This is a genomic window from Pseudomonas sp. SA195 (assembly GCF_054131565.1).
Genome location: NZ_CP096392.1, coordinates 1836318 through 1853713, shown reverse-complemented (window position 1 = coordinate 1853713; position 17396 = coordinate 1836318). Strand labels below are relative to the sequence as shown.

Genomic DNA, 17396 nt, shown 5'->3' with positions numbered 1-17396 from the left:
ACCGTCAAACATCTTTATCACGACTATTTTCTGTAAGAATCAAAGAAATTTCTTTGGCCGCACTAATATCATCCCTATCAAGCGCCTCCTGCATTCTCCTGACCAACGACTCCTTGTCTTTATCATCCACTTCAGAAATCTTTTGGCGGGTTACTTGGCGCACTGCCTCATCGACCACCGCCTGCCTGATTTTAAAATCAAAAATACCGCTACGGACACGCCTTATAACCCCGGGACAACCATCCTTTATTCCAGCAGCAACTGGGGCAACCCTGCGTATCAACCACCAAAAAATAAATATAGCTAGTGGAACTCCAAAAGCCCATGCAACCACAGAAAGAAACCAGTACCTTACATCATCCTCCAGAATGGCATGCTGTCTCTTTTCCCGAGCAGACATGTACTCTGCGACCCGTGACTCAAAATCAATTAACCTAATATTCCGCCCATAAGCCCCTTCCCTATTAGAGCCATACTGCGAATAGACGTCCCGACCAACAGCCTCAAAATAAATCACAGGATCATGACTTGCGACAATCTCTTTGTAAATCTTAACACCCATACTTGTCGAGCCGGTTCTCCCCCACGAATCTTCGGCATCAAGCCGCACATCACCGACCCTAACAAAAGCCTCACCATATACAGTTATCGATCCACTCACCTGCAAATATGGATCATCACAAGAAACCTCAGGCCGCCACAAAAAACTTTCAACAGAATCGCAATCAAACCCAACAGAAATTTGAAATCCACCATACTCCCATTCAGGATTAGAAAACTCCGGACTATTGGAGTGAACCGGCTCAACATCCACAACCCCCTGCGACTCACTAGCAACAGCCCACACAGGCAATAAAGTTAATATAAAAAATATATTCCTTATTATTTTCACAAATTAAATTCCTTATATTAAAAGTCGAATTCACTGGTGAACGAACGACGAATCGTATACCGAGCGGCCTTGTACTGGGTGAAATGCGAGGTGCCTTCCACCTGCTCTTCAAGCCGTAGCTCGACCTGCTGATTGTTGGACTCATCGGCTTTCCGGCTCAGGATGAAGCGTACCGACAGCTCGCGCTCACGCGGGTTTTCGGAGGCGAAATCGAACGTCAGCTCATGCGAGTCGGAAATCAACTCACCGTCTAAGGTGTACAACCCAGCACGCAATCGGCGAGCTTGTTTCTTCTCCGTGACCGCCTCGGACTGATACAGCACAACGGCCAACTGGCCAGTCGTGATGCTTCTGCTGCCGCCACCGATGAACTCGACGTCCACACTGCCCACATCGCTTTGGCGCTTTTTGTTGATACGCACAACCGGGATCACCACTTCTTGCAACGTGGCACCGCCATGTACGAACCGACTGCCAGAGCCTTTGAGACGCAAGCGGTTGATCGACTTAGGGATCTGTACATCCAGCAATCCTTTAAGTCCCAGCTGTTCAGGGGTGAAGGTTCGGAAACCGGCCTGGTTGCGCAGACCGCGCCCCAGGACAAAACGCCGGTCGCGATAGAGCACCTCGTCGCCTTCCGGGACGTTGCTGAGAAAGTCGCTCTCCTCCAGCGGTCGGTGCTGGTAGATGAAGCCATGATCTGCAGTGACCAGCAGGTTGCTGGCATTGGCGTTGGTCAGCTTCTTCACCAGGCGGACAAGCTCGGACAATGTCTCTTCTGCCGCAGCAAATACCCGCTCCTCGGTATCTCGAGTATCGCCAGTCTTATCGATCAGGTTGTGGTAGACGTAAACCACATCGTGATCCCGTAGCAGCGCCCGCGAGTCCGCCTGATTCATAGCCAGCAGATCCTTGGCCAACACAACAGCGGAAGTCGGCACTGCAGCGGCCAGGATCTTTCCGCGATTTGCCGAGCCCTGAGCGCTTTGACCATCCACCAACGCGTCACCACTATCATTTTCAGCCAGCTGCAGTGCCTGATTAGGTAGCAATGCAGCCATGCCCAGTTGCGTGTAGCTCGGCAGCATGGAAAGCGCCGGCTCAAGCTCGGCCTCAAAGCGGTCTTCACGGCGAATCAGGCTCTGCAGCTCTTCACCCACCTCATAACGGAAGGCATCCGAGATCAGCACGCAGACCTTGGTCTTGCGCTCCAGGAAAGGTTTTACGCAGCGGCTAAAGAAATTCCGCTGCAGCATGATCGGAGCAGCCGTCCAGCTCGGAGCAGAGTCCACAAACTGCTGCCAACGATCATTGAGACGCGCTAGATAGTTGTTGGTGTACTGGTTTTCGATCTGGGCGCTTAGCGCCTCTAGCAAGGAGGCCTGGCCAGACTTGCGCGCGTGATAGACAAACTTGCGATACAGCTGATCCAGCCTGTACCAGCTCTTGGCATACTTCTCCACGCCATCGGCCAAGGAGGTCATTTCCAGCTTGGCAGCATCCAGCGTCTGCAAGAACTGCGCAGCCTGATCCAGAGCCAGATAGACATCCTCGAAATGGCTGAACCAATGGCTCTGGCGCCGTTGACGCACAGATTGCTCGACATCGGCAGCAGTCGCCGTTCGGGCAACAGTCGCGCGAACCAGCTCACTGAGGATCTTACGGTCGATCAGCTCAAAGTAATCAAGATCCAGGAGGGCTCGATAATCAAGCTTATGCAGCTTGTCACCAATCTGTAGCACCTCTGCACACTGCGTAGACAGCATTTCAAAACTGCTTTCGTGTGACCGACTGTCCTTCCAGCGCCGGAGAAAGACTAAGGACTCTGCAGACAAGCGCGACTTGTACTCAGGATCCGTGCCCATCATGAAGCAAGCCTTGAACAGCTCGATCACGAAATCGTGCAGTCCCGGCTGCTGCGACACATAACCGTAGGCGCGCTTCATCTGCTCCCAGAGGAAGCTATCCAGGCCACTTGTTTCAATAAGCTTGATGCGTGTGACTTCCGCATTGGCGAGCTCAGCCAGCAGCTCTTCAAGAATCACATCCAATCGTGGCTCGGAGCCTGTACACACGGCGAGCATTTTGAAGCGCAGCATACTGTGCGAGTCGCCCGACTGCAGCAGTTTACGCAACTGTTCGCGCCGCTTGGCCGCAGCGAAGAATGCTGCATGCTCCTCCAGCACCGGATAACAGTCAGGCCCTAACTCCAGCTCAGCCAGCCAAAGGGCAAGCTGATCCGTACGGAAGGTGTTGCCGCTAGCCAGTTGTACATCAAGTAACCAGTTCTCCAGATAGGCCGGCTCGGCACCTTCGCGATAAAGCAGAAACTTCTGCTCGGGCTGCTCGCGCAGGATGCGGTACTTAACACCGAACTCGTTGTTGGCCAGCTCGACTTTCTCGACACCCGGCAGCTCTAGCGATTCGAAATCTGCACGAAACTCCAGACGGTTGTCGTACCAAAAGACAATACGCTGCTTCTCAAATAGGTTCGTCAGCGCCTGGGTAATCTTGAGGTTACTCATGTACGGATCAGTCCTCGCCCTTGGCGTCTAACCCGACGATCTTCTTCAGGGCTGCGCCCAGCTTGAGGTAGTTGACCTTAACGCCATCGTCCAGATCCAGCTCGACCTGCTCTGTCGCCAGCGGATAAAGCGTATCGCGCTCGTAATCATCCAGCTCAATGAGCTGTTTTTTGATGGCATCGGCTTCCTTGCTGGCCTTGGTCTTTTCGCTTTGGCTGGAAGAGGGGTTGATAGCTACCTGCTGCAGATAATCCAGACGCGAAGCGAGCTTCTTGCGGAAATCGCGCAGGTAGCTGAGCACTACGCTGACGGTGTCCGGACGGTAACGGTGTAGGTAGACCAATGCGCTGAAGGTGCCCTTGGGGCTGCTGAACAGCCAATAGATTGGACGCTTCTTGTAGCGCTTCACATGATCGGTATAGAACTCGCCCAGGAAGTAGTCGCGCAGGCTGAAGTTTCGCTTGCCCTTGACGTTTAGCGCCTGTTCGATAAAGGCTAGGTTGTCCTCATAGTGCGCATCACCAAAGGCCACGCGCAGGAACTGACGGAAACGCAGGGTGATGTCGTCGGGGAACCAGTCACGATCGAGCAGCGGGATCACGTTATCGTCATCGGCCGGGAACGTAGGCTGCGGCACCTGGGCCAGATAGTCCGCCAGCGTTTCACCCTGGTTGGCCAAGATCAGCCCCGGCTTGTCCAGGCTATATCGACCGAACATACAGCCCACGGCGTAGCTCACCAGCTCGCGCATGGTGTCGGCCAGTAGCACCGCCTCCAACTCTTCATCGCTCTTATCACCGCCGTAGCGGTAATACGGGTTGCAGGTGAGCGTGATCTCGTTCAGCGGCACGTCGGGTGTCAGCTCATCCTCCAGACCATAGGCGTCGATGAAGATGCGGTTATTTTCTTCCTCCAGACGCTTCATTTCCTGGGTCATCTCGCGCCACTGAACAATTAACCTTTGGTAAGCAGCCAGGAGCGTGAGCTGGCGGTTTTCGGGATCCAGCAACGGAAGGTTGGTAAAGTCCCAGGAGGTTTCGTAGGAGTCCCAATCGTTTTTTGAAAGCTGAACCAAGCTCGCGCTCTTTAACTCATCTGATTGAATTGAGTCATTTACTGGAAGTTTTACGACATCACCAGCTTCAAAATTCAATGTTGGAGAGAACACGGACAGATAGTGCGAGGAGACAACCGTATTTAGCAGACAAAAAACCACCTCTTTTGTGGCGCCGCTTAGATCATACAAAGTTTTGCTACCCGTTCCAGGAATTATACCAACAGAAACTTCTCTGCAAGAAAACCTCCCAGAGGTAACGGCTGACCAAGTTAAGCCTACCTGAAAAAAATACTCAAGATTAAAAAGCCTCCTTGACCAGTGCGTAGTGTTCGGATCCTTCAGATTATTGACAACGAATTTTTTTATATCAGCTCCCTCACCCCCCCAGTTAATAACAACATCGTTATAACCAAACCATCTTCGATTTCCACCACCCTTATTGTAGGGAAACCATTTTCTACTGGAGCCACGGGCATCTTCATGAGATTTAGAAGTCCTGTTTATTGATACAAGTGAGACTTCAAACCACTGCCTCAAAAACAAGTCGGAGTTACAAGACGACATTCCTGACTTTGCATCCGAAAACTTTGAAAGCAACGGATATTTAGCACAGTTATCCGATGCATTCTCTGAAAACCAATAAGCAATTGGTTTTCCTGGAATCTTCGCAAAATCAACAGCCGAAGCTCGAAAAAAAAAGTCTTCCATACCCAGCTCTCGGCAGATGCTACGGTTATCACTCATTTATTTCTCCCGCCGGCAATACCTTTCGGCCATAATCAATTTCAAATCCATCCGGCACCGGTTTGAACGGTTTGGCCGGGGAGCGATAGCTGCTCTGGAACTGGCGCAGGGCCTGAACATCAATCTCGCCGATCACGCAATAGTCGGTCACACCGCCCTTAACCCGCAGCACATCACGCGCCCAACTGTCTTTTGCGGGAGCGCGAATGCGGCTATCACCGTATTGACGGTCATTGCACTGGATGATGTAGGCGTGCATATCTAACGCGGCGGACTCCACCAGGGCATTGAAGGTTTCGGTGTCCTGGTTCCACTCAGGCACAAACAGCGCGTCCACTTTGCCGCGCAGGGCGGCGCGATAACTGATGTTGGTCAGCTCGCTGCAAATCAGCAGAGCAAAACGCAAGTCTCCGTGCTGCAGAATGGGCGGTGTTTTCCAAGCCTTGTCGGGTTTCAACTCCAGCCCAGCCAGACGCTGCAACTCCCGCTCCTCATGCAGGGCTGGGCGCTGTTTGTCCTGCCGGTAGATCATCAACGAAGGGAAGCCCAGTCCATCATGCGACAGCGCAGCCCAAACCTGGTTGCGCACGCGCCCTTTACTGGCGTGCAGGTATTCAATGCCAGTGATCAACGAAATGCCACGCCCCTGAAGCTTGCGGGCAATACGGATGAACCAGTGCGCGGGTAAGGCCAGCTCGGGCAACACCAGATAACGACTGTGCCGTGGCTGAGCAATCACAGCATCGAGCAAACGGCACAAGCGCGCGTAACGCTCGGCATCAGGATCGGGCATGCGCATGACCGAAGCTGTCCAGCTCGCCATCTGCGTTTTCCAACTGGAGACGGCGATCCCGTACTTGGGCTGGGGCTGGCCATCCGGGATCTGTAGCACGCCGTGCTTATCGAAAGCAGGCGCGGCATTACCAAGCTCGAAGCCGCGTACGGCGAGGACGACAGCTTGCATGGCGCCGTGCGCCGCAGCATCGTAGGCCGCCTTGTTCAGGATAAACAGCTCCGGCAGGTTGTAAGGCCGGGTGGCAAACAACAGCCCATGCGGCAAACCTTTGAAGCGGATCCACTTGGCAAGCACTTGGTTGCCTTCCAGCACAGTGCCTGGCAGCAAATCGGTCGAATGGGTGCAGGATGTAGCGGTCCTCCTGGCCGGGATTCCGCGCTGGGCCACCATTTCCTCGGGCAGGCCAAGGAAACGGAACGGCATATGCGCCAGATCAAATGAGAACAGCCGTGCTTGCTGAGTTTGGAAGCCCTTGATGGGGAAAAAATACCAATTCAGGAAGGCATCGATCTTCGCCGGCGCGTAGCCCTCCATATGTGCCAGCCAGGCCGCCTTACCGTCTTTCGATAGCCGAGGCGGAAAGGCAGCGCTGATGCTCTCGCGTACCGTGGTGAAAAGCTGCTTTTGCCAGCGATCCAGCATTTCGCTCTGGCTTGGTTTGTCTTCTGCGGGGCAGGCCTTAATGCTGAGCTCGCAACCTTGTGACACTTGCGTGCACAGCTGCTCCAGCCCTCGCAAAATCTGGCGCAAGGCTGAAAAGTCTTCGCATGCCGTAGCGAGGCGAATAACCCGTGGTAGGTAGACCGACAGATCAAAAAACTGCGGCAGCACCAGCACATGCTGAATAAAGGCAAGGAAGAAAGCCTGGCGATGCTCGCGCCACGCGCCTGGCTGCAGGTCACGTTCATAGGCTTCAAAGTCACGCAGCTTGATGGCAAAGCCCGCGCGGCGCATGGTCAGGGCATCCGCCTTGCGCAGGTTGTCGGCGGCCTCACCGTCGCTTTGCGTGGCAGCCAAAAGATCGGTGCCCACATGGCTGGCAGCGCGCGGCAAACGAGGCATAGCGCGCCATTCGCTAGCCCGCTCGTGAATCTGGTGAGCAATGGCATCCACCAGGGTTTTTCCCGGCTCACCTGCCAACATGAACACCTTGTTCTTGGCGTTGGCAAAGCGGATCTGGCTGTCGCTCAAATAGACGGGCTGAAAACCGATCTGCTTGTACTCCTCACCTAGCACCCACGCCAGCATGCCGCTGGAGCGGGCGAACAACCACTCCCACAGCTCAGCCGTGGAACGGAAGCTGGCACGGTTCTCCATGACCAGGAGGATGTCGTCTACATAGCGGCCGTAGTACAGCGGCGCAATCTGCTGCTCGACGACGCGATCCAGCTCAATAAGCGCAACGTTCGCCACCACGGCTGAAGCTGGCAGACCTACGGGCAGGCCCTTCTTCAGCGGCGTGGCTGCCGCCCATGCCTGCAGCGCCTGAATGAAGAGGCGATGCAGCTTAGATTGAGCGGGAGACAGTTCCAGCCCCAGCACATCCGTAACGAAGGCTGGATTGAGCATGAAACCAGGATTCAACTCGTGATAAAAAGAGCTGACATCCGCAGTGAGCGCTACGATCTTCTTGTCTGCGTCCAACGCAGTACGCATGGCCTCGATACCCTGGTCACGCCAGTCGCGGAAAGGCTTCAGGTACGGCTGAAAAGAGCCCAGCGAGAGCGCGTTGATGCCTTTCTTGTCTTGCGTGCGCCGCAATCTGTTGCCATAGGCACAGTCGGTCAACTTGTCATCGAACAGATGGCCAACCTCCAGCATCCAGAGGGTGGACAGCACATGAAAATCCAGGCTGCACTGGGCCATCACTCGAAATTCAGCGTTGGGCTTTTGGGGATGCTCGCCTTCAGCCAGCAGGCCACAGGCGTGAGCCCACTCCTCGGCCGGAGATGAAAAGATCAGGCCATTGCCATTCTGCTTGCGATATTCATCCCAGCAAGACATGTCCACCGACTTGGTGGCCAGAGTCCAGCCGCCGATAAACTCGGGTTGCGTGACCCAGGACTCATCATCGCTAAGCAGCTTCGCGAGCAAAGCGGTCAGGTTGGCATGGAGTGCATCCTCGTAGTGCGCAATCGCGTCCAGCGATGCATGAGACGAGTAGTACAGATCCACCTTGGCTTTGCGGTAAGCCAGACCTAGGGCTTGGAGGGAAGTCATGCGCCTCTCCGGTTTGGTGCCACACTCCCTGCTGACTTCTGACGCCTCATCATTTCAATGATGTTCCCCACCCGGCGCAATAGGTCGTCATAAGTCATGATGTCGAGCATGTTGGCGTATTTACGCCGGATGATTTCAAAGTCAAAACGCTGCTGCCCCACAAAATCGTTATCACGCCCGAGCAGGATCATTGCCTTGGGATTGGTGATCTTGAGCTCAATCCAAGTTGGCAACTCACTTTTCCGCTTGTTGTAGATTTCCTGCTCACCCGCGTGGCCCCATTTACTCAGGTGGAATAGGTATTTTTCCGCCTGCATGACAGATCCGGCCAATTCTTTCTTCGGCGTGTGGCTGTCGCGGTATGTGCTGCGGGACACCATTGCATTCGGAAAGGGCTTTTTGACTTCGATGATGTCGATGTTGCCATTCGCATCGACCAGCATCAGGTCGATGTAACGGTCGGTGGTTTTGGAAGCATTGGTGTAGAAGTCCTTGATATGGACATTCTCAAGTACCGCAACATACTTGGGGAAAACAAACAACAGCAAGCCCAATATCTTGGCCTGCCAGTCCTTCTCAGAGTACGCATCCACCTGCTTCAGCATGGACTCCAATTCTGCATGAACATACTCAAACTTCTGCAGCTCAAAGTTGGAAACAATGCTTTCACGGGACGCGGCAGGGAGCTTCTTCTTGCGCTTCAGGTACTGATTCAGCTGGCCTTCGGCATCCGAGATCGTTCCAAAATAGTCTTTGAGAACCCGCACAATACGGGCTCGGGCGTAATGGGTGAGCTCGGTGCTGGTCGGAAAGGTTTTTAGAAGCTGCTCAAAGTCCGCCAACGGGATGGCGCTTTCGTTGTCACCGCCAACGACGATAGGTTCATCAATCAATTCATCGATTCTTCGGAACACCGAAATATCGCGCTGCGCAATGAATGTGCTCGGTACCAGCGTCATCCCACTGTCGAGCAGAAGGTCGTGCTTAAGGCCAAGCACGTCACTATTGATCTTGTAGTAGCCGTCCTCCAATAGGCCGAGCAAAAAGATGCGTTCGCTGTCGTCCCCCTCTTCAGAGGATGCAGACGGGGTCAGCAGATCTGCGCCAGTGAAGGTGAACGTGCGACGCAAAGTCACTTCGCCGTCTTGCCGAAGCTTCTCATCGAGCCAACGCGCATCGTTGAAGCGATCAGGCTGATACATCAGTAGCAGTTGGTTCTCTTCGGCGACAATATTGATCACTAATCAACCTCACGCGCGGCCTTTGGCCCGCCCTGAACAAGAATGGCCTTGAGCAGCTGGATCTTTCTGGCGCCGTTCTCGCTAATGGCGATGTTGATGCACTGCGAGAAATCGATGGTCAGATCGATGAAGGCCGTAAAGTTCTTGTGTTGCAGGCTGGTGATCAAGCTCACTTGCCCACCTTGCGTGCCGCCTGAATGATCTCCAACGCCCGAGGCCCTTGCTGGTCGGCACCTCGGAAGTCCGAGAGACGCACATATCCGCCGCGGAAGTCAGGTTTGTGAGCATTCTCAACGGTGAAAGTGCAGATGGGCACGGTCGCGCCGTCAAAGCCGGAGTATTCAAGCTGGATGAGTGAAGTGATCGTTTTCCGGTCGATCAGAATGGTGCGCAGTTTTTCGTAGCTGGAAATAAACATCCAGACAAACGGGGTCATGAAGCCAAGCTGGCCTTTGGGGAGAGAGAGCTCCAGATTGCGTACAACAAATGCTGAAAACAGGTCTGTCTTTACGGGCTCGTAGTTTTCTTTCAGCCATGCACCAAGCCTTGGATTCATGCCCTTGCCGCCCATATAGGGCGGGTTGGCCACCACCACGGCATAGCGTGGGCTAAGAGCCTCAGCCATACGTAGAACACTCAGCACTTTTTTGTGCGTCTCGGCCAGGAACAGGTTGCTGCTCATGTCCTTGCTCTCCAGCGTGGTCAGCACATCGGCCACGTTGGCGACCTTGGGCACAATTAGCGAGCCGAAGTTGTCGACTTCGCTGAATTGCTGCAACGTTTCGCGCAGGCCGTAGGTGAACAAGTCACGGCCAACAAAACCGATGTACTCGTCCAGCTCTTCACTGCTGAAGATCACTTTCTCCAGCACGGTGATGTTCGGCTCGACGCCTTTATTGAAGAAGCGCCGCTGGCGAGCTCGGGCTTTCATGGTGAGCGCAAAGGCAGCCAGTTCTCCTGCACGCTCGTCCAGCTCGATGCCGAAAAGGTTGTGGGTGAGGATCTTTTCCGGGATCTCAGCCGGGTCATAGCCCTCCTCTTCGTACATCGCATACAGCAGGTCGAAGGCGTAGGTGAGCATGTGACCGGAGCCGCACGCCGGATCGCAGACTTTTATGTCCTCTGGGCCGGTGATTTTGAGGAAATCACTCTCAGGCTTCTCTGGCGGGATGAAGTACTCCATTTGCTCTGCCAGCCGTGAGTTGGGCCGGTTGAGCAGCCAGAGTCGGCCCAGCGAGTTGTCCACCAGATAGCGCACAATCCAGTGCGGGGTGAACAGCTGAGTGGCAGCCGGGATGTTCTCTGGAGTGATCTTCTGATTCTTCTTCAACCCCTCGAACACCGCGTCCTTCTTCTCGGAGATGTAGAACTGGTACAGCCAGCCGATCACCTCAACATCTTTGCAGGCGTCAGGCGTCATGGCTTCCCGCGTGTAGGCCAGGATAGAGTTGCCCGAAAGCAAATCGTCGGGCATCAGCAGCTCGGTGTAGTCATCGATGCGCTCGAACAGGAAGGGCATCGACTGGTGCCAAGCGTTGCACGCAGCAACTACCAACAGGCGGTAGGCTTCGCCTTGCGAGTCGTTGCTTGGTGCGCGGCCCGCTAGCAGATCCAGGATCTTCTGACGAATCTGACTCGGCACCATCTCCTCGTCAATATGCCCCATCTTGGCTTCAGCCAGGATCTCAGGCTGGAACTGCCCCTCAGCTGGAGACACCACACCGATGCGGGTGTAGCGGTTTACGTCCATGAAGCGCAAGGCACAGAAGCGGTTAAACCAGGTGTAGGCAACACGCTCTTCCACATGCTCGCGACCGGAGCTACTTATCAGTTTTTCCAGCTCAGCCACTACCTGGGCTCGCTCGCGGCGTGCAGCACTTTGCGGTGCCAGTACCACGTCCAACTTACCACTCACCTGATCAAGCAAGATGCGACGCGCGAATTGGGCAAATTTCTTGAGTTTGCTGGTATCCATCTATCCCCCACTCAGCCATTCAACCGAACGGCCCTAGACTTGGCCTCGCACCTGACGGGCCAGTTGTATTTATTCCGTGTCAGATCTGCACTCGGTTGCCAGCCTGGATTTCCTTCAGCCAGGCTTCACGTTGCTTCTGCAGGTATTCGTCCAGCTCGGCTTCACTGGTCAACCAGGGCTTTGCGTAGCCGACTTTGATGTGACGAGACTGCACAATACGCGGCTCCGCCACCTCCATCTCCGGCTGCTTAGGCATGTCAGTGCTTGGCGCTTGAGTGCTCTCCGGTCGGCTAGATGGCGCAGGCGACTCAGAAGGGGCCTGCTTGGGACGCGCCAGCTGATCGAGCTTGAGCAACAGCTGAGGGTATTGCTCGTCCTCAAAGCGATTGCGCTGGTCACGAATGACCGCAATGAGCTTTTGCCCTTTCAGCTGCTGCTTAGCCTGTGCGAAGGCGGCTGAGAACTGCTGTTTCTGCGCCGCGTCGAGAGCCCCGTAACCCTCAGCGCCCTGCAGGCGCTGCTCCAGATCGTCGAGCAACTGCTCACTGGCTTTTTGCTCGCTGGCCAGTTGGTTGGCAATGGCAAGCTGAAGCGCCTCCAACTGCTGCCGAGCTTGTTGAAGACGATTGCCTTGCCAGGGCTTTGCATCTGCGAGCACGGCTCGAATGGCGTCAACTTCCGCCGAGCCGACGTATGCAAAATTCTCTTGCTGTTCCTGCACAAGCAGACGAGCCTGATCGTAGATCTCTTTCTGCGGGCTTTTCATAAAGCGCTGCACAGGATCGATGACCTGCTCTTTGGCTTCGAGCAACGCATCTTCTGCGCGAGCGAGATCCGTCAGGAACCAGGCTGGATTCTTGGCAGCTATTTCCTTGAGAGTCGCCAGCACACCGTCCAAAGCACTGAGGAAGGGATACTGCACCTTCTGACCGTGCAACTCAGCAAGATCGATCTCCAGTTCCTTGATGGCGTCTATGGTTTCACGTGCCAGAGCACGAGCTTCATTGCTGCTGGCCGGCCGGTCAAAGAAGTCCGCGAAAAAATCCTTCAGCGCACGTACCTGGGAAGCGCTGAACTCAATCTGCGGCTCCAAAACTAAGGTGGCATGGGCATTGGTATTGCGCAGGCTACGCTCCAGCAGATCCCCTTCCAGGGGATTGCTGTCCTGACGCACCTCTACCTTTCCTCGCGCGCAAAGCAGGGCGAGGTTGCAGAGAATTGCGGCGTAGTACCAGCCGTAACTCTTGCGCTCAAAGCGCTCCAGCAGGCTTTTGACCGTTGTGCGAACGCCACTGCGAGCATTGGTCTGGATAAAAGCCAACAGCTCCTGTTCGGGCTCACTCAGGCTGGTGGCATCATTGCCAAGCAGTCCGTCCTGCCCCTGGCGTAAGTACTTGCCGATATCAGCCTCGCTGAAGGGCACATCCCGCAACATACGCAGGTTCGGATATGTGGTTTCGATGAGCTGGTAGAAACCTTTCAGTATGCGTGTCTGCCCATCGGTGCTAGGGGCTTCGATGTCGGCAGCATTGATGATCAGCTGGGCACCTGCCAACAGTTGCTTGGCACGCTCCTGGATATCCGCAAGGCGCTCGGTGTTTTGGAAGCTCTTGGAGTCTAGGATTCGTTTAACAGCCTCCTGTTGAGTGCTGCTGTTCTGACGAATGTACGTCTCAGTGCGCTTGTACATAGTCAGGTCTTGCATGAAGCGAGCATCGGCAGGCAACACGACACGCAGCTCGTCACGCCCCATGCTTTGCATGCGCTGCACGGTGAGATTGTCGAAGTTGTCGCTGAGCGGTGTTATGACGTGGATAGTGAGCTCATGCTCCCGACTGAGCACCCGATCATCCATCTTGCGGGTATAGGAGTAGTCCTGACCGTTCTCGTAGCGGATCTTGCGCTGCCTGATTGCTCCATCAAACAGTAGAACCTCCAACTCCTTGAGGATATCCGCAGACTCCACCTCGGTGTTTTTGATCTCCTCCTCAATGTCCTTCTCTTCGTCCGTGAGGTACTCGTAGAGATCGCCGTTGCGCTGAATGTAGGTCTGCTGCTCAAGCAAATTGAGTGCAGCCTCCAGCTTCTTGCGTTGGGCGGGCACGTCCTCGCCGAAACGCTCCAGCATCAGCACACTGAGGTTGCGCAGGGTGGCCTTGAACTCCTTGACGTACTTGACCAGAAACAGAGCCTTCAGGACGCGAACGGCGTACTCGTCGCCCAGGTGGTGCTCGGCAGTGTTGATTGCACTCTGGATCGCGCTTTTCAGTGCGCCACGAATGCCTTCAAACATTCGATCAAAGGTGGCCAGCTGCCCAACCGGCTCGTTATCAATGGCGATGGCCACCTCGCGGAACACGCCGAGCATGGAACGCTCACCCACCGAGTTAGCCTTACCTTCAAAGCCATTGTGCAAAGAAATGCCACGGATGGCCGACTGGAACAGCGGGAACTGATACGGCACAAACGGATAGCAGTAGGTGAAATGCTCCAGATCTCGGAAGTTCTGGTAATGCTGGCCGCCATCGGCGAACTCAAACAGGGTCTTGAAGTTGTTGAACTGCTGGTCGTAGACAGTTTTCAGCAGATCTGCACCGCTATCGTTCTTGGTCAGCAGACGCTTCTGGATCACCTCAGCCACGTCAGCACTGGTGAGCTTGAGACGGTTGGCAAAGCGAGCCTGGATCTTGGTGAAGTCGTTACTCTGCTGCTTGCTCATGTCACCGAGCACGGAGTTCATATCCTCCTGGGCGGTGACGATGATCCAAGCCCTCCCCTGGCACTTAGTCGCCAGGCTTTCGGCGACAGTCTGCAGGTTGGTCATCAGCTTGGTGTTTTCGGCGATGTATTGGCCTACCTCATCGACGAAGAAATTCAGGCGGAAATTGGCTGGCTGCTTGTCTAGCCAGGCTTTGACCTGGTTGCCGAAGTCCTCGATGGAGACGCTGTACTGGGTGCGGTACTTGTCGAGGATTCCCTTGGCCAGAGTCGGATCTTCACCGGTGATCTGCGCATAGGCCTTGGCAATGTTGCCAGACTCCAGCAGGGCCTGCTCGCGCCCACGCTCCCAGGGCTTTTTGGCGATGATCTGATAGGCGTCCTTAAAGGCGTTGAACTGCTCACGGCTGTCGAGATCACGTTCGAACTGGGCAATGTAGCCCTGCTTGCCGAAGTAACCGCACATCTCGTTGAAGACCTTGACGAAGACCGACAGCAAGGCGTCGATCTGCGTCTTGCTGATGATGTCGGCCTTCTGGTCGATGTTGAACAGGATGCTCTTCGAGGGGATGGCGACAGCCTGCTTAAGCTTGCTGCGCAGCAGTGCATCGTCCTCGTGGATCTTTGGCAGGAAGATATCCAGGGCAGAGGAGCCATCGATGCGGCGGTTTTCCAACAGAAGCGCCAGCATCTTCAACAAGTGAGATTTACCCGACCCGAAGAAGCCTGACACCCACACGCCATTGGCGCCGTGATAGTCGGTGTAAGCGTCAAGAAAGTGTTCCAGGCGCTTGGCGACCTCGTCGGTCAGCACATACTCGCTCAGCTCGTTGTACAGGCTGGCTTCATCATCAGCCTTGATCACCCCTTCAATAGGACGACTGACGGGGTTCAGGAAAATGCCGTTGAGTTCCATCTACTGCTTCCTCAGGCCTGTGTCTCGAAAATGTTGAATGCGCGGTAGTACTTATCGTCATGCAGCAAGCCAAACAGCTCCAGAGAAGCCCCCTGCTCCAGCGAGTACCGGTACTCGCCAGGGAAGAACATAACCGTAGGCTTGAACTTGGCAGTGCTTTGCAGGTTGTTCAGCACGTTGTGTGAACGGATGTAGGGAAACACCTCACCGATGCCGGAGAGAAATAAAACGTCGTACTCAGCAGCCGCTAATCGCTCACCGATAGCGGGGATCAGATACTCCTCGATACCCAAGACGTTCTGCAGAGTCTCCAACAGCTGCTCTTTCTCTACCTCAGGTTCAATGGCGAGTAGGTCATCCCAGAGGCAGCCCTGTTCACTACTGCCCTCTCGGGCCTTGAGCAGCTCAATAGACAAGTCATACAGGTTGATTTCCAGAACCTGGATGCCTCTTCCCTGAAGACAGGGAATGCTCATGTGCGCCAGCCGCGTTACCAGCTGCCGGCGTACACGCTCCATCTCCACCGCTTCAGCAGCCTTGAACTCGCAGATGTAAAAGGGCAGATCGTTGTTCAGCCCCCTCATTTCAAGGAAACGCTGACCACTGATTACGCCTAGCAAATGATCGAAGCGAGCGGCCATTGGCTGCTCGCTGATTTTCCGGTTCATTGAAGCCAACGCGTAATCTCCTGATCAGTTACGGGGTAGATAAGCAACTCTTCCTTACCCCTTTTGGCCAACAGCTGGGCCAACGCCGGCGACAATAGGGCCGGCTGAATTTGTAGCGAATCACCAATCAGATCCGCCTCTCGCATCATTCGAAATAGATTTTGTTTGAGCTTTTTTTGCGTCGACTCAGCGATCTGATCTAGCTCAACGTGCCACAGAGCTTTCCTGCTCCAGAATGCGTCGAAGTCGATCGAGGATAGGACGCGCCGCCTCATCAGAAGATGCTCACGAAGCACCTCCATCGCGAACTCGCGGATAAAGGTGTAGCGCCGGGAACAGGCAGCCCAGAGAAGGTATCCCTGATCTTTCCTGTTCCCCTCAACCAAGGCCTCAAGCTCACCTACATCCAGGTGCTCCAATCGGGCGACAATCTCTTTACTAATACGCGTGGCAGCCGCTGTAGTACGCACCTGCAGCAGGTTCATCTCACGAACCTGATCACGAGCCTCTTGCCAGTCACGCTTCATGAGGAAAAGCTCAGCCACAGGCGGTGACTCCTGAATGAAGAGCCCACCTGTGGTGAATGACAAGCGGTATGGATCAGCCATGCGCCGACTCCGAGGAGGTATCATCACTGGCACCGCCAGCTTTAACCCACGCATCGACCTCAGCCTTCTGGAACTTCCAGAGCCGCCCCACCTTGTGCGCAGGCATGTGCCGCTTTGCGATCCATGCATAGACAGTGTCCTTACTCACGCCCAAGTGTTCGCCGATTTCCTCTACGCTCAACCACCGATCGGTCATTTCCAGATCCATATCGAATAGGAAGTACAGATCTTAGCTGATTGAGCAGGATTAAGACGGATTTATCTGCCAAGTGAAATCACGCTGAAGACTCAGTTGGCGGGAATACAGTCCTCGGACATGGGCGTTTTCGCCACATCGCCACGGCCCGTACAGACCAGGCTGATGCGCATGCCCGACTGCAAACCAGCCGCATAGTTGGCGTGCGCCTCATCCAGCTCGAATTGCGGCTCCATGAACTGATTTACCCCGCCCCGCAGAGTGACGTAGGGGTTGCCGAACAGATCGGTATTAATGGAATCCACCACGCCAGTGACCTTGAAGGTCTTGCCTTTGAACTGCTGGTCCGCCGCGACCGTATTGCGGTCATAGGCCTGGGCCAGTTGCTGAGCGCTCACTTCTAGCAGTGGCTCAACAGGAGCAACCACTTTCGCCGGTTGGCTCTGACTGCTTGAGGCTGGAGCAGGCTTGCTGGACGGACGATCCCCCGAGGCCATCGCAACCACCATCAGCGCGAGCCAGACAAAGCCGATCACCCGGCTGGTAGTGCTATGCCCTTGGCGCAGCAGGAACCAAACAAAGATGACCGGAAACAGAAAAATACCGACGCCCAGCCAGAAGCCGACGTTGCGGCTCATAGCTTGGGCGGGATGCATTTGAACGGTGGCAGTCTGCTTAGCGATAGGCGCACCACAATGCGGACAGGCAACCGCCTGGTCGCTGGCCATGCGATCGCACTCGCCGCAGTTGATCAATGCCATTTCACTACTCCTTGATTGCACTTCCTGAGCCAGCCTGGATTGGCCGGCTTGTTTGTCAGGATCAAGATATGTAGCGTGG

General features: G+C 54.9%; 12 protein-coding genes. All 12 read right to left on the bottom strand.

The genetic code is table 11. The features are described from left to right. Positions 1–4 precede the first annotated feature (4 nt). Positions 5–892, bottom strand: coding sequence for a hypothetical protein (locus tag M1D78_RS08620; RefSeq protein WP_437419650.1), 888 nt, complete (start codon positions 890–892; stop codon positions 5–7). Positions 893–909: 17 nt separating this feature from the next. Then, positions 910–3417 carry a BREX-1 system phosphatase PglZ type A gene (gene pglZ, locus M1D78_RS08615; protein ID WP_437419651.1) on the bottom strand — a complete coding sequence of 836 codons (2508 nt, stop codon included), beginning with the start codon at positions 3415–3417 and terminating at the stop codon, positions 910–912. A gap of 7 nt (positions 3418–3424) precedes the next feature. Then, positions 3425–5218 carry a BREX-1 system adenine-specific DNA-methyltransferase PglX gene (gene pglX, locus M1D78_RS08610; protein ID WP_437419652.1) on the bottom strand — a complete coding sequence of 598 codons (1794 nt, stop codon included), beginning with the start codon at positions 5216–5218 and terminating at the stop codon, positions 3425–3427. After that, positions 5211–8234, bottom strand: coding sequence for a reverse transcriptase domain-containing protein (locus tag M1D78_RS08605; RefSeq protein ID WP_437419653.1), 3024 nt, complete (start codon positions 8232–8234; stop codon positions 5211–5213). Before M1D78_RS08605 ends, pglX (M1D78_RS08610) begins: the two co-directional genes overlap by 8 nt. Next, complete coding sequence (locus tag M1D78_RS08600; protein ID WP_437419654.1) at positions 8231–9475, bottom strand: Shedu immune nuclease family protein; 1245 nt, start codon at positions 9473–9475, stop codon at positions 8231–8233. Before M1D78_RS08600 ends, M1D78_RS08605 begins: the two co-directional genes overlap by 4 nt. Next, on the bottom strand, positions 9475–9648 hold the full coding sequence (locus M1D78_RS08595; RefSeq protein ID WP_282336973.1) for a hypothetical protein: 174 nt from the start codon (positions 9646–9648) through the stop codon (positions 9475–9477). The genes M1D78_RS08600 and M1D78_RS08595 overlap by 1 nt, the downstream gene beginning before the upstream one ends. Then, positions 9645–11450, bottom strand: coding sequence for a BREX-1 system adenine-specific DNA-methyltransferase PglX (gene pglX / locus M1D78_RS08590; RefSeq protein ID WP_437419655.1), 1806 nt, complete (start codon positions 11448–11450; stop codon positions 9645–9647). The genes M1D78_RS08595 and pglX (M1D78_RS08590) overlap by 4 nt, the downstream gene beginning before the upstream one ends. A gap of 79 nt (positions 11451–11529) precedes the next feature. After that, complete coding sequence (gene brxC / locus M1D78_RS08585; RefSeq protein ID WP_437419656.1) at positions 11530–15084, bottom strand: BREX system P-loop protein BrxC; 3555 nt, start codon at positions 15082–15084, stop codon at positions 11530–11532. A gap of 11 nt (positions 15085–15095) precedes the next feature. After that, on the bottom strand, positions 15096–15725 hold the full coding sequence (locus M1D78_RS08580) for a DUF1788 domain-containing protein (RefSeq protein ID WP_437419657.1): 630 nt from the start codon (positions 15723–15725) through the stop codon (positions 15096–15098). A 23-nt stretch (positions 15726–15748) separates the two neighbouring features. Then, positions 15749–16360, bottom strand: a complete 612-nt coding sequence (locus M1D78_RS08575; protein ID WP_437419658.1) for a DUF1819 family protein — start codon at positions 16358–16360, stop codon at positions 15749–15751. Next, positions 16353–16556 carry a methylation-associated defense system helix-turn-helix domain-containing protein MAD1 gene (gene mads1, locus M1D78_RS08570; RefSeq protein WP_437419659.1) on the bottom strand — a complete coding sequence of 68 codons (204 nt, stop codon included), beginning with the start codon at positions 16554–16556 and terminating at the stop codon, positions 16353–16355. The genes M1D78_RS08575 and mads1 overlap by 8 nt, the downstream gene beginning before the upstream one ends. Before the next feature lie 92 nt (positions 16557–16648). Further along, positions 16649–17317, bottom strand: coding sequence for an OB-fold protein (locus M1D78_RS08565; protein ID WP_437419660.1), 669 nt, complete (start codon positions 17315–17317; stop codon positions 16649–16651). Between the last annotated feature and the right edge of the window lie 79 nt (positions 17318–17396).